Source organism: Pokkaliibacter sp. CJK22405, assembly GCF_046614695.1.
Taxonomy (GTDB): Bacteria; Pseudomonadota; Gammaproteobacteria; order Pseudomonadales; family Balneatricaceae; genus Pokkaliibacter.
The window spans coordinates 20,855-34,058 of record NZ_JBKKHQ010000001.1 but is presented as its reverse complement, the minus strand read 5'-3'; the positions used below and the strand labels follow the sequence as shown (position 1 = coordinate 34,058).

The following is a 13,204-nucleotide window of genomic DNA, read 5'->3' as shown; positions in this document are numbered from 1 at the left end:
TTCGATGTCACTGACGCTGTCACTTAACACCAACCCGCTGGTGAACCGCTTTGCCGAGCCAGAGGACCTGATCCACACCGTTGGTCGTGAGATTAAAATCCGCGACCTGCAGCTGACCCATGAGTTTATTAACCCCAGCTGGGAGTCCTCCACCCTGCGCCGTCTAACCCGTCGTATGGTGACGGCGATGAACGAGACCGGCGTGCGTGTCACTTCCGGCATGACCGGCCCTTACGGACGCCTGAATCACTTCGGCCACCCCGATGCTGAAGTGCGCCGCTACTACGTGGAATGGTTCAAAACCTTTGCCGACATCACCGCTGATCTTGGCGGCAAGTCGGTCGGAACGCAGTTTGCGATCTTCACCTACAAGGATTATGACGACCCTGCCCGCCGTGAAACGCTGATTCAGATCGCCATCGACTGCTGGGCTGAAGTGGCTGAGCACGCCAAATCAGCCGGTCTTGAGTACGTATTCTGGGAGCCGATGAGTGTGGGCCGTGAGTTTGGCGAAACCATAGCCTCGAGCCTTGCCCTGCAGCAGCGTCTGACCGATGCCAATATGGCCATTCCCATGTGGATGATGGCGGATATTGACCACGGCGATGTCAGCTCCCCCAACCCATCGGATTTTGATCCCTACGCCTGGGCAGAAGCCGTCCCGCCCTATTCACCCATCATTCACATCAAACAAAGCCTGATGGACAAAGGCGGCCACCGTCCTTTTACGGCGCAGCACAATGCCAATGGTCGTATTCAGCCCGCTCCACTACTGGAAGCCTTTGCCCGTGGCGGTGCCAAAGATAATGAAATATGTCTGGAGCTGAGCTTCAAGGAGCGCGAACCGAGTGATCGTCAGGTGGTGGCCGATATTGCCGAGAGCGTGGCTTTCTGGGCACCGCATATTGATTCCGGCATTCAGGACCTGAACCTCTAGGCGATCAATAGCGAGGATTGCGCAACTCACTGGAAGATGAGTTTTCCTGCGGGGAAACTCTCTTTACACTACGTCTCCTCAATTAGGCAGGCTCCGGCCTGCCCGTTTTTATTCTGCACATGTGCGCGTCACCCACAGGAGTCAGCATGGGCCGCTCGTTGAACATCGCCTTTATCAAAGCAAACTGGCATGCGGATATCGTTAATCAGGCATTGATGGGTTTTCGTGAAGCCATGGAAGCCAGTGGCCAGCCTTTCACTATCGACGTCTTCGACGTTCCCGGTGCCTATGAAATGCCACTACTGGCCAAACGCCTCGGCAAAACCGGCGCGGTGGATGCCATTGTCTGCGCGGCACTGGTGGTTGATGGCGGTATTTACCGTCACGACTTTGTGGCTCAGGCGGTCGTTTCCGGCTTGATGCAGGCGCAGCTGGAAACCGATATACCGACCTACTCTGTTTCTCTGACGCCCCATAACTTCCAGCCTGCGGAAGAGTTTATCGACTTCTATCAGGGTCACTTTGTGAAGAAAGGCGCAGAAGCGGCCAATGCAGTGCTGACCATGGCCAAACTGGAAGCACGCATCGACGATCTTCAATAAGCAGGTTCAGCCTGCAGGGAGCCACCATGACCCAGACTGCCTTTAGCTTTTTAAGTGCCGGAGAAATCCGTTTTGGTCGTGGTGTCTCAGCGGCAGTGGCCGAGGAGCTGGCGGCTCGCTATCAACGCATTCTTCTTGTCCGGGGCGCCAATCCCGCTCGCAGTGCTCACTTCTGTGACGTGTTCAGGGATAAAGGAGCAAGTGTTACGCCCATCAGTATCCTGCGTGAACCTGCACTGGAGGATATTGAAGCTGCGCTCATTACCGCCCGCGATGCCAACATTCAGGCGGTGATCAGTCTTGGCGGTGGCGCGGTGATTGATGCCGGCAAAGCCATCGCCGCGCTGGTCAGCTCGACCGGCCCGGTACAGGATTATCTTGAAGTCGTTGGTACCAGTCGGCGCCTTGAGCATGATCCCCTGCCCTTTATTGCCATTCCCACCACCTTTGGCACCGGTGCAGAAGTCACCAAAAATGCCGTGATTGATGTACCGGAACATCAGCGCAAAGTCAGCCTGCGGGATAACCGTATGCTGCCCACCCTGGCGGTCATTGACCCGGCGCTGAATGATCATTGCCCGCGCAGCGTGACCCTGGCCTCCGGGCTGGATGCCATTACCCAGGTCATCGAGCCTTACCTGTGCAGCCGTGCCAACCCCATGACTGATGCCCTGTGTCGGGATGCGATTCCGCGGGGGCTGAATGCACTTGCCTCCCTGATGCAGGAAGAATCGACCGAGGCACGGGATGAGATGGCCTGGACCAGCCTTTGCGGCGGTCTGGCCTTGGCGAATGCAGGCCTTGGAGTGATTCACGGGCTGGCGGGGCCACTGGGTGGCGTGTCTTCTGCGCCGCACGGTGCGATTTGCGGTGCACTCTTACCTTACGGCCTGGCATTAAACCTGAGCCAGTTACCTGAGGATGCGCTGGTTCGCAAACGCTTCCAGGAGGTCGCCGTGTGGATTAGCCAAAGCCTTGGCGGCTCACCTGACATGGCCTTTGAAACCCTGCGGCAGTGGAGCCGTGATGCCGGTCTCAACACCCTGAAGGAACTGGGTATCGGTGATGAGCTACTTAAGGGCGTTGCTGAAGCCGCCGGCGCCTCATCCTCGATGAAAGCCAATCCGGTCAGCCTGAGTGCAGAGGATCTCTTGCAGATGCTGACCCTCGCGCATCAGGGCAAGGCGTTATCACTTCAGGACACCACAACACTCTGATGGCGATGTCACTTACCGGGGCTACGGCCCGCAGTCGATGAGGAAACACCATGGCCAATGACCTTCCCGACAATGATGATTCTCTGGCGCTGCGAGCGGCATGGCTTCATTACGTGGGCGGCCTGACTCAGGCAGCTGTTGCCAAGCGCCTTGGCCTGCCGTCCGTCAAAACCCACCGCATGATTGCCAAGGTTGTTGCCGATGGCGCGGTGCGCGTCAGCATTGATGGCGACATCATCGAATGTGTGGAGCTTGAGAATAAGCTTAGCGAACGCTTTGGTCTGAATGTCTGTCAGGTCGCACCTGATTTGGCAGAAGAAGGCTTACCGGTAAAAGCCCTGGGCCTTGCCGGTGCTGAGTTCCTGCGCACACTGCTTATCAGCAACCCCAGCACCACGATTGGTCTGGGTCACGGGCGAACCCTCTCTGCCGCCATTCAGCATTTGCCGAAGATCGATGCCAGTAACGTGCATTTTGTCTCCCTGCTTGGCGGCCTGACCCGCAATTACGCCATTAACCCTCACGATGTCATGCACCGCATCGCTGAACGCACCGGCGGTAAAGCCTATGTGATTCCCGTGCCCTTCTTTGCCAATACGGTGGAAGACCGCAAAGTGTTACTGGCACAGCGCGGCGTGAGTGAAGTCTTCGCCATGGCGGAACAGGCTGAGATCAAACTGGTGGGCATCGGCACCGTTGAGCCTGCCGCACAGCTGGTTGAGGCCGGGATGATTCAGGCCAGCGAGATCAGCGATATTTCCGCTTCGGGTGCCGTGGGTGAAATTCTCGGCCACTTCTTTGATGAGCAGGGTTATATGATCAAAACCCAGCTGACTTCCCGCACCCTGGCGGTGGCAGTCAATGAAGACCGCAAGGATAAGGTCGTGGCGATTGCGGGCGGCAAGTCGAAACTCACCGCGATTCGTGCGGTTCTGGCCAGCGGGTTATTGCACGGTTTAATTACGGATGAAGTGACTGCACGCGCCCTGCTTGACGACTAGAGGCGAATAAAACCGTCTCCAATCAGCCTGGTTTGCCAAAGCGCGACCATAAAAAACGCCCCGATAATGGGGCGTTTTTCATTGGCAGTTCAGCCTTACATCAGCTGACTTTTTTCACAAATTCGGATTTCAGGCTCATGGCACCCACACCATCGATTTTGCAGTCGATGTCATGGTCACCGTCCACCAGGCGAATATTTTTCGCTTTAGTACCCACCTTAATGACCAGTGAAGAGCCTTTCACTTTCAGGTCCTTGATTACCGTGACCGTATCGCCGTCCTGCAGCACATTGCCAACTGAATCGCGGATAACGTTCTCGGACTCACTGGCCGCAGCTTCACCTTCCTGCCACTCGTGACCACATTCTGGGCACACCAGCTGGATGCCATCGTGGTAGGCGTATTCGGACTGGCATGAAGGGCAAGGAGGAAGCGTGCTCACGTAAAGAACCTCAACTCAGTAATGACGACAGAAAAGAAGCCGCACATTATATAGGGTTTTTAACGATGACGCAGCGCCTTGAGCCAATTTGATTGCCTCAGCACCTTACTTACGTCTTGCTTGAAGCTGATCCACCGCTTTAACAACGGAGTCTGCCGACTTGTTAATCTCATTCATGATCTGTCCACCCTCTTCGGAGATTGAACGGCAGGCATCCACATGGTGCTGCAATTCTTCCATATGCTGTCTGGAGAGGTTAGAGAGTGACTGAATTTCCTCCACCATGCTGCGGATTTCAGAGGTGGAAGTAGCCGTTCTCTCGGAGAGATTACGTACTTCATCCGCAACCACCGCAAAGCCACGGCCCTGATCGCCCGCTCGCGCCGCTTCAATGGCGGCGTTTAATGCCAGCAGGTTGGTTTGGTCAGCGATATCGCGGATCGTCTGCACAATGGAGGAAATCTTGTCGGAATACTGGCCGAGCTGATTAGTCGTGCCACGGGCCTGACCGATGCTGGAGGACATCATTTCCGCTTCGCTTAAACCGCGACCAATGGAGTCAACGCCTTTAACACACCACTCACTGGTTTGTTTTGAGACATCGTAGGCAAAAGAGACACCTTGCTGCTCCTCTTCCTGCAACAGTACTTCGCGAGTGATATCCGAGGCAAATTTGACGACGCCCGTTACCTTGCCATCGTCACCCACTATCGGGTTATAGGTGGCCTGCAACCAGCGTATTTTGCCATCTTTGGCAAAACGTTTTACGCGCGAAGAGTAGAAAAGCCCCTGCCTGAGATGATCCCAAACCCGCTCATATTCTTTACTGGTGGCGTAAGCAGGATCGACAAAATTCTTGTGATGAAGCTTGGGTAAATCATCCCGGCGATAGCCCATCACACTCAGGAAATTATCATTGGCATTCAAAACCTTGCCATCGGGGGTAAACTCAATCAGCGCCATCGACCGGTCAAGGGCAGAAATAATGGCTTTGCTGCGCATGCTTTCCAGCATCTGTGCGGTGATATCTGAGGCAACCTTAATAAAGCCTGTCACGTTGCCCGCTTCATCGACGATGGGGTTATAACTCGCTTCGAGATAAATCACCTGGCCCTTGGCCGTTACTCGTTTGATACGCCCACTAAAAAACTTGCCACGGCGCAGACTTTCCCAGAAACCCGCGTACTCTTTACTGTTGCGCGTTTCTTCATCGCAGAAAATGCGATGGTGCTTGCCTTTGATCTGATCAAGGGTATAGCCCATTGCGCTCAAAAAGTTGGCGTTGGCATCTTCAACATTGCCTTGCAGATCAAAGTTGATCACGGCCATTGAACTCTCAATCGCGCGCTGTTCTGCCAGCAATAAGCGTCGCTCTTCTTCAAGAGCCTTGATTCGCGCTTCAAGCGCTTTGGTCTTACCGAATGAGAACATGGCAACTCCTTTCCAAGCAGAGGCCGTGAGGTCTTTGCTGCAAAACTCGCTTTTTATACTGATCTTTATAGTAATCCAGCCAACCGGTATGAATCCTGTTCGTTTACTGCAAAGGAATAACTCTTGGCATAATTGGCACCAGAGGTTATCTCGCTAAGCCATCCGTACTCACGGTGATACTACCCAATCTGCTTACTGATACTTAAACGCAAAGAATTTTGCACAAACAAGGCTTCAAACGAGAAAAAAGCAGCAATTAAGTATCAGAAATTGCTAATAAGTCCTCATCACCAGTTATACGCGTACTCAGCCATTTCCGATTCCATTCAGTGTATTCGCCTGACTGAATTTGGGTTAAACCCACTTTAAAAGCATAATCCAACCTTTGCAGAAGGCAGCGGCCAATAAACAGGAAACAAGAAACAAAAAGCCCGGCGAGTAATGCCGGGCTTTGCGAAAAGTAATGCGGGAGGACGGGTCAGGAAAGAGTATCGGCGATTCGTGGATTCAGGCTAAAGAGCCCGGTCAGGTTCGCTTCAGCCAGAATGTGGCCTTGCATTGCTTCACGGACATTGGCGCCGGTGAGGTCGCCTGAAACCTCAAGCCTGTCTACATCCAGTGCATAAAGGGTGAAGACATAATGGTGAACGATGGAGTCATTCCAGGGAGGACACGGCCCGTCATAACCAAAATAGGTGCCTTTCATATCGTCATCACCAGCAAACCAACCGGTGTAGTCATTGATTCCATGACGCTGACCCTGTGGACCTGAGGGGCCGGATTTACCGCGCACGCTAATGCCATTGCAGTAGGCACCTTCAGCGATTTCATGCTGAGAGTGCGGGATATCCAACAGCACCCAGTGAAAGAAGTCGGTACGTGGCAGATCCGCCGGAACTTCGCGGCCTTCCTGATTCACATCATCCGGCCGTGTAGGTACATCGTAATCATGGCAGATCAGTACATAGGAGGCCGTTTCTGCCGGCGCCCCTTCCCAAGCGAAATGCGGATTAATGTTATCCGACAACGTCACGTGGGTGTGCGGATCAATCTTGCCAAAGGCATACCGAACCGGAATGGCCTGACCTTCTTTGAAGCTCTGACTTTCAAGTTTCATAAGACTTCCTTGCTTGAGATGAAGAGCATTTCCCTGATCAGACAGAAACCTGAGGGCAGAAAACTGTCAGCGGGAATTGACCCCGCCAGCATGCCCGCTCAGGATAACGGCAGCAACCACCCGGCATTTACAGCCGCCGCAATCGCCTTCGTTCGTTGAATTCAGGAAAACAGTAAACCGGTTATGTCTGTAACAACCAATCAGCAGAACTCAACCCTGAAACCTGGCTCCGCTGTCAGTGCCATTATTCTCGCCGGCGGCCAGGGAAGCCGCATGGGTGGTCAGGATAAAGGCATCGTGCTCTGGCAAGGCAAGGCGCTGGTGGACTATGTGACTGATGTCGTTCGCCCCAGGGTGCAAGAAGTCATTATTTCCTGTAACCGTAATCAGGAGTTTTACCGGCAACGCGCAGACCGGATTGTGAGTGATGAGGGCATGCTGCAGGCACTGGATGACTCAAGTTCAACGGCTTATCCCGGACCGTTAACCGGTATTCTTGCCGGGTTGAGTATCGCAAGTCATGGGCGCAGCCTGATTCTGCCGTGCGATGCACCGCGGCTTTCTGAAGCGGTGATCAACACACTGATTCACCACGGCTCCCCGGTGATGCTGCGCCAACACGGTTTCCCCCAGCCGCTTTTTAGCTGCATTCCAACCCTTTGGTATGCGCCTTTATATCAGGCATTTGTTGATGGTGAGCGGCGTTTCAAATTCGTTGCCGAGCAATTAGGGATCACCTATCTCGACTGGCCGGACGATGACCTCGCCCTGAGTAACATCAATACGCCTGAGTTATTAAATGGAATGGAGTAATGGACTTGCCTAACGGCGTTTCTCCTCCCAAAAACAATTCGTGATGACAGTCTGGGTGGAATGACCCCAGCGAATTAAATACCGCTTCATGGAAAATCAGGCTACCCAGATTCTCAATCACCTAATAGACTAATGGCGCATGCCCCGTCCGGTATCGTTTCAGCGCCTATAACTGTACAATTCCCGACGGTGTCGAGTGCACCCGATGATTTTCGCGCCTGTTCTGAACGGCATCGTTTTTCGAAAGCGACTTTTCCCAAAGTACACGGAAAACACAGATGATCAGATCAGGGCTCGTGGCACACATGCCGTGAGAGGGTTGGGCCCTCGCTGGTCCCGCCTGCTACCTCTGCGCCCATGGCTGCATGTCTCTACATACCGCTAACTCCGTAGGAAGAAATATGGATACACCTAAGATTATTTATACCGAGACCGACGAAGCCCCAGCATTAGCCACCTACTCTCTTCTGCCGATTATCCAGGCCTACGCCAAAGCGGCTGATGTGACCGTCGAAACCCGCGATATTTCTCTCTCCGGCCGTGTCATCGCCAACTTTTCCCAATACCTGAAAGAAGAACAGCGCATTCCTGATGCGTTGGCCGAGCTGGGCGAAATGACCCTGAAAGCCGATGCCAACATCATCAAGCTGCCTAACATCAGTGCTTCTGTTCCTCAGCTGCGTGCCACCATCAAGGAACTGCAGGCCAAAGGCTATGCCCTGCCTGAGTATCCGGCTGAGCCAAAAACTGACGAAGAAAAAGCCATCAAGGCGACCTACGACAAGATCAAGGGCTCTGCAGTAAACCCTGTGCTGCGTGAAGGTAACTCTGACCGACGCGCGCCTGCTTCCGTTAAGCAGTACGCACGCAAGCACCCGCATTCCATGGGCGCCTGGAGCAAGGACTCCAAGTCTCACGTATCCCACATGGATGCCAACGACTTCTACGGCAGCGAGCAGTCCGTGACTGTGCCTGAAGCGACCACCGTTAAAATCCAGTTCGTCGCGAACGACGGCAGCATCAACGTGCTGAAAGAGAAAACCGCTCTGTTGGCGGGTGAAGTGATCGACAGCGCCGTGATGAACTGCACTGCACTGCGCTCCTTCCTGACCGAGCAGATCGCCGATGCCAAAGACAAAGGCGTGCTTTACTCTCTGCACCTGAAAGCCACCATGATGAAAGTCTCTGACCCCATCATGTTTGGCCATGCCGTCACTACTTTCTACGCTCCTGTGTTTGAAAAACACGCTGCCACCCTGAAAGAGCTGGGCGTTGATGCCAACACCGGTTTTGGTGATCTGGTCGCGAAGATTGAAAACCTGCCTGCTGAGAAGAAAGCAGAAATCGAAGCGGACATCGAAGCCTGCTACAAAGAGCGTCCTGCCATGGCGATGGTTAACTCCGCCAAAGGCATCACTAACCTGCACGTGCCCAGCGATGTCATCATTGATGCCTCCATGCCTGCAGCGATCCGTACCTCCGGTCAGATGTGGGGTGCTGATGACAAGACTCATGACACCAAGTTCATCATCCCTGATCGCTGCTACGCTGGCGTCTATCAGGAAACCATCAACTTCTGTAAAGAAAATGGTGCGTTTGATCCCAAGACCATGGGCACCGTGCCTAACGTTGGTCTGATGGCGCAGAAAGCCGAAGAATACGGCTCACACGACAAGACCTTCGAAATCAAGGCAGAAGGTAAAGTCCAGGTGGTTGATGCCAGCGGCACTGTACTGATGGAGCACAGCGTTGGTGCGGGCGACATCTTCCGTATGTGTCAGACCAAGGATGCGCCGATCCGTGACTGGGTCAAGCTGGCCGTTAACCGTGCCCGTGCGACCAAAGTGCCTACCGTATTCTGGCTCGACAGCGCTCGCGCACACGATGCTGAAATCATCAAGAAAGTGAACGAGTACCTGAAAGAGCACGATACTTCAGGTCTGGAACTGCCCATCATGGCACCGGTTGAAGCGACCCGCTTCACTCTGAAACGCCTGAAAGACGGTCAGGACACTATCTCCGTCACTGGTAACGTTCTGCGTGACTACCTGACTGACCTGTTCCCCATTCTGGAGCTCGGCACTTCTGCCAAGATGCTGTCTATCGTTCCTCTGATGAATGGCGGCGGTCTATTCGAGACCGGTGCTGGCGGCTCTGCACCTAAGCACGTGCAGCAGTTCGAAGAAGAAAACTACCTGCGCTGGGATTCCCTGGGTGAATTCCTGGCACTGGCGGTGTCTTTCGAGCATTTGGCTCAAGTCTTCAAGAACGACAAGGCTCAGGTACTGGCCGATACGCTGGACAAAGCCACTGCGCGCTTCCTGGACGAGAACAAGTCACCTTCCCGTAAAGTCGGTGAAATCGACAACCGTGGCAGCCACTTCTATCTGGCCATGTTCTGGGCAGAAGAGCTGGCCAAGCAGGACAGCGATGCTGAGCTGAAAGCGCGTTTTGCGCCTCTGGCGAAAACCCTGACCGAAAACGAAGGCAAGATTGTTGGCGAGTTGAACGGTGCGCAAGGCCCTGCGCAGGATATCGGCGGTTACTACCGTCCAAATCCTGAGCTGGCAGCCAAGGCAATGCGTCCAAGCGCCACCCTGAACGCAGCTATCGCTTCTCTGTAAGTACGTCTTCCAGAGACAGCAAAACGGGCACCTCGGTGCCCGTTTTTTATTGCCTCACTGATGCCCACTGCTTTGGCTAACAGCCGCACCCTGACTACTCTGCCGTCTCTATCAAATTGGTCGTCATCTTTTTCAGTGCCTGCTGCAACAGCACGACCTGCTCATCCGACATGTCCTTTACCAGCCGCTCACGAATCCGGCTCGCCGCCATTTCAACGAGCTTCATGCACTCTTCAGCGCCATCACAGAGAAACAACCGGTGCGCACGACGATCCTCCGGATCAGCTCGACGCTCCACCAGACCCGAGCTGGCGAGCAAATCCAGCAATCGAGCAAGAGTGATGGGCTGAACTTCAAGACGCTCCGCCAAATCGACCTGCCGCAAACCGGGAGTCTTGGCGATATGCATTAGCGCCTTGGCTTGGGCAAAGGTCAGGCGAGGCTCATCGGTAACACGCTCCAGCTCTCGCTGAAACTCCCGGCGCATGGTTCGGGCTAGGTCGCCCACCAGAAATGCTGTTGAGGTTTCAGTTGCTGCTGTCGTCATGCCGGGGCCATAAAAAGAGAGTGAGATTCATAGAGCAAGCCTATAAGGATCTCTCTTGTCATTCGGGAGGTCAATGAGGCGATAGGATAAGGCCGCTGGCGTTCGCCCATGCCCCGTGGCTGGTCAGGCCTGAATACCCAGCTGATCACAGAGGCCATGAACCTGCTGCAGTAGCTGCTTATTATTGCGCTGTTCACTAAGGCCACCCAGCATACTGCGCGCCTGATCCGAAGCGCCCACCACATTACCGAGCAAGCGGTCGAGTGGCGCCGCCATGCCACCAAGCTTGGAGCCTAGCGATGTTCCCGCCAGCCATTGCGGCTGACTGGCAATCATGGAAGAGGTATTCGCACTCATTCGCCCCAGACCGGCAGAGTGCATGGACAAAGGCTGTACCTGTTGTGAGCTGAGCCCCAGACGTTGCGACAAACTATCGCTGGAAGCAGCATCCAGCAGCGACAGCTCCGAACCACCTTCACCCACTTGCTGCCTGATCAGCTCTGCCCCTTTTTTACTGTCTTTTAACGCCTCAACCCCGTGATTCAGATAGTCCTGCTGCAGCGCTGACTTGTTAGACCCCGGCATGGCCAGTTCATAGATCGCTTTTTTCTGATCTGCCTTAAGTACGGCCTGCTCTGGGGACGCACCTTTCTCTTTTAGCGTGGCGCGCAGCATGCTGCCCTGACCAAAGCTCTGATAGGAGCGCTGAATCATTTCACTGAGTTCAGGTTTGGTCGAAATCACCTGAGCCGTGGTCGGCACCTGCCCGGTCGAGCTGAGATCACGGTGCAGCTGTAATTCGTTTTCGAGGCTGCCGATCGCCGCCGAGTAATCAATCGGATTACGCTCATCAGGTTTTTTGTCCTTGTTGGACTTCACCCAATGCTGCTGGATGGACTGCATGTCCTTCTCCAGCTGGGAGCCGGTAGCGATATTGGCAAAGCGGCTCTTGGCTGCATTCGCCATGGCAGGATCAATACTGATCAGCTCACGCTCCTGAGCGGGAACCACACTGCTCATGTAGGCCTGTACATCACGATCTTGTCGTAACTGGCCAATATGCTCGCCGAGGCCGGAGCGTAACGAGTCGGTCTTGCTGCCTTGCCCCTGCAGCAGTTTGTCAGCCTGCTGGAGACGAATCAGCAGAGCCGATTTCTGCGCACCGCTGTAGTGCTCAGGGTTATTGAACACATCATCCGTCAGCTGGCTGATGTCAGTATCAGCCACTGCATTTACGCTGGCAGCATCGCTCAGCATGGATGCAAACTCACCGCCATTGCGTGGCGCCTGATGGCGCATCCACTGGTCGATACTGTCAGCGGTAATGCGTTGATCACTGGAGCTATTGGACAAGGTAGGCTCTGCGATCTGGCTCATGAAACCTGGTTCACTGAACATACGGGCAGATTGCTGAAGCGATGAACCCAGTCCGGCGTTATCTTCAAACAGCGATTTCAATCCGGCATCACTGGTGACGTTCTGGAGTTTGGTGGTGCCGGTAGCGTAACGGGGATCGGCAGCGCGGGTCAGTGGTTCATTGGCACGCAACACAGCTGCAGAACGAACCATCTGCAATGACTGATCATCTGCCAGTGGGTTATTCCGTACATAATCCCGCAGCTCTTTACTGGCGGCAGAGCGTGAGCGCTGCATACGATCAGCAAAGGCTTCACACTTGCCCTCAGTAATCTTGCCTTCCATCTTGCTGCCTGGCTTGCCCATATCAATGGCCGCTTTTAGCGCAGGGTTGCTATCGATGAAAGCGCGAGCTTTAGCGCCATCCATACCGCCCTCGGCCGCCATACGAGCCGCAGCGATGGGGCGGTTCAACTGCTTTTGCGCCTGCAGACGCTGATCAGCCGGCAGGCTCTGCACCATACTGCCCCAGCCTTTAAGTTCATCCGCCTGCGAGTAGACAGACTCATCCAGAAAGTCAGCACTTTGTACTGTCGGCAGAATACTGCTGGTCGGCGCGCTGGAGAATGAAGTGGAGGTGGCAATAGGTTTAGAGACTTCAGTTACTGGTGCCAATGACACGGGCGGCTGAGTATCACCTTCGTCATCAGCATCCACTGTGCCGTCATCGTCGCCGAGTAACCCTTGTAGAACGGAGCCACCTGCATCGCGGTCAACGGACTGACGCTGACCAATAAACTGAGCAATATGGCCCAGCACCGAGACACCGCTATCGGCATCTTTATCCATGATTTCGGTAAGAGTGGAACTGCCCTGCTCAGATGCACGAGCGCTCCCCTGATGGCGATGGCCACCAAAGTTCACCACCTTGCTATTCACTGCAGCAGGCGGATTCTGCTTCAGCTGCGCCTCAACCTGCTTTTCCGCCAATGGCGTCAAAGTGGTTTCGGGGGTGGTTATTGAGCGATTCGATACGTGCATACATTTCCTCGCAGGACACAATCCTGGTTGATCCTTTTGTGGTGCGCTATATGCCCAGGTTCCGCGTTACTACAGC

The 13,204-nt window shown here is 54.4% G+C and carries 11 protein-coding genes; 6 read left to right on the top strand and 5 right to left on the bottom strand.

Translation table 11 applies throughout. The annotated features are described in order from the left end of the window. Positions 1-4: 4 nt before the first annotated feature. The 4 genes from ACKC9G_RS00145 to ACKC9G_RS00130 all read left to right on the top strand — a co-directional run bounded on the left by ACKC9G_RS00145 (position 5) and on the right by ACKC9G_RS00130 (position 3,757). Entirely contained in the window at positions 5-937 is a 933-nt protein-coding gene (locus tag ACKC9G_RS00145; RefSeq protein WP_411402704.1) for a sugar phosphate isomerase/epimerase family protein, read from the top strand. A gap of 146 nt (positions 938-1,083) precedes the next feature. Continuing rightward, positions 1,084-1,539 (top strand): 6,7-dimethyl-8-ribityllumazine synthase, encoded by a 456-nt coding sequence (locus ACKC9G_RS00140; RefSeq protein ID WP_411402702.1) that lies wholly within the window; start codon positions 1,084-1,086, stop codon positions 1,537-1,539. A gap of 26 nt (positions 1,540-1,565) precedes the next feature. Continuing rightward, complete coding sequence (locus ACKC9G_RS00135) at positions 1,566-2,756, top strand: iron-containing alcohol dehydrogenase (protein WP_411402700.1); 1,191 nt, start codon at positions 1,566-1,568, stop codon at positions 2,754-2,756. A gap of 50 nt (positions 2,757-2,806) precedes the next feature. Then, positions 2,807-3,757 carry a sugar-binding transcriptional regulator gene (locus ACKC9G_RS00130; protein WP_411402698.1) on the top strand — a complete coding sequence of 317 codons (951 nt, stop codon included), beginning with the start codon at positions 2,807-2,809 and terminating at the stop codon, positions 3,755-3,757. A 100-nt stretch (positions 3,758-3,857) separates the two neighbouring features. Here ACKC9G_RS00130 and ACKC9G_RS00125 read toward each other — a convergent pair whose 3' ends face one another. The 3 genes from ACKC9G_RS00125 to ACKC9G_RS00115 all read right to left on the bottom strand — a co-directional run bounded on the left by ACKC9G_RS00125 (position 3,858) and on the right by ACKC9G_RS00115 (position 6,747). Beyond that, positions 3,858-4,199, bottom strand: coding sequence for a zinc ribbon domain-containing protein YjdM (locus tag ACKC9G_RS00125; protein ID WP_411402696.1), 342 nt, complete (start codon positions 4,197-4,199; stop codon positions 3,858-3,860). 105 nt (positions 4,200-4,304) lie between these two features. Continuing rightward, entirely contained in the window at positions 4,305-5,630 is a 1,326-nt protein-coding gene (locus ACKC9G_RS00120; RefSeq protein WP_411402694.1) for a methyl-accepting chemotaxis protein, read from the bottom strand. A 478-nt stretch (positions 5,631-6,108) separates the two neighbouring features. Further along, a complete protein-coding gene (locus ACKC9G_RS00115) occupies positions 6,109-6,747 on the bottom strand; it encodes a YbhB/YbcL family Raf kinase inhibitor-like protein (protein ID WP_411402692.1) in 639 nt (212 codons plus the stop codon). Positions 6,748-6,930: 183 nt separating this feature from the next. Here ACKC9G_RS00115 and mobA point away from each other — a divergent pair, with 183 nt between their 5' ends. After that, positions 6,931-7,560, top strand: coding sequence for a molybdenum cofactor guanylyltransferase (gene mobA, locus ACKC9G_RS00110; protein WP_411402690.1), 630 nt, complete (start codon positions 6,931-6,933; stop codon positions 7,558-7,560). Between the two features lie 401 nt (positions 7,561-7,961). Beyond that, complete coding sequence (locus ACKC9G_RS00105; protein WP_411402688.1) at positions 7,962-10,184, top strand: NADP-dependent isocitrate dehydrogenase; 2,223 nt, start codon at positions 7,962-7,964, stop codon at positions 10,182-10,184. Between the two features lie 94 nt (positions 10,185-10,278). Here the strand turns inward: ACKC9G_RS00105 and ACKC9G_RS00100 are convergent, their stop codons facing one another. Together ACKC9G_RS00100 and ACKC9G_RS00095 are read right to left on the bottom strand one after the other, a co-directional pair. Beyond that, positions 10,279-10,731 (bottom strand): MarR family winged helix-turn-helix transcriptional regulator, encoded by a 453-nt coding sequence (locus tag ACKC9G_RS00100; RefSeq protein ID WP_411402686.1) that lies wholly within the window; start codon positions 10,729-10,731, stop codon positions 10,279-10,281. Between the two features lie 123 nt (positions 10,732-10,854). Continuing rightward, complete coding sequence (locus ACKC9G_RS00095; protein ID WP_411402684.1) at positions 10,855-13,128, bottom strand: type III effector HrpK domain-containing protein; 2,274 nt, start codon at positions 13,126-13,128, stop codon at positions 10,855-10,857. Positions 13,129-13,204 lie beyond the last annotated feature (76 nt).

Excerpts from the sequence above, each read along its gene's own strand:
- ACKC9G_RS00145 (WP_411402704.1), top strand. The coding sequence starts at position 5 with ATGTCACTGACGCTGTCACTTAACACCAACCCGCTGGTGAACCGCTTT.
- ACKC9G_RS00140 (WP_411402702.1), top strand. The coding sequence starts at position 1,084 with ATGGGCCGCTCGTTGAACATCGCCTTTATCAAAGCAAACTGGCATGCG.
- ACKC9G_RS00135 (WP_411402700.1), top strand. The coding sequence starts at position 1,566 with ATGACCCAGACTGCCTTTAGCTTTTTAAGTGCCGGAGAAATCCGTTTT.
- ACKC9G_RS00130 (WP_411402698.1), top strand. The coding sequence starts at position 2,807 with ATGGCCAATGACCTTCCCGACAATGATGATTCTCTGGCGCTGCGAGCG.
- ACKC9G_RS00120 (WP_411402694.1), bottom strand. The coding sequence starts at position 5,630 with ATGTTCTCATTCGGTAAGACCAAAGCGCTTGAAGCGCGAATCAAGGCT.
- ACKC9G_RS00115 (WP_411402692.1), bottom strand. The coding sequence starts at position 6,747 with ATGAAACTTGAAAGTCAGAGCTTCAAAGAAGGTCAGGCCATTCCGGTT.
- mobA (WP_411402690.1), top strand. The coding sequence starts at position 6,931 with ATGTCTGTAACAACCAATCAGCAGAACTCAACCCTGAAACCTGGCTCC.
- ACKC9G_RS00105 (WP_411402688.1), top strand. The coding sequence starts at position 7,962 with ATGGATACACCTAAGATTATTTATACCGAGACCGACGAAGCCCCAGCA.
- ACKC9G_RS00100 (WP_411402686.1), bottom strand. The coding sequence starts at position 10,731 with ATGACGACAGCAGCAACTGAAACCTCAACAGCATTTCTGGTGGGCGAC.
- ACKC9G_RS00095 (WP_411402684.1), bottom strand. The coding sequence starts at position 13,128 with ATGCACGTATCGAATCGCTCAATAACCACCCCCGAAACCACTTTGACG.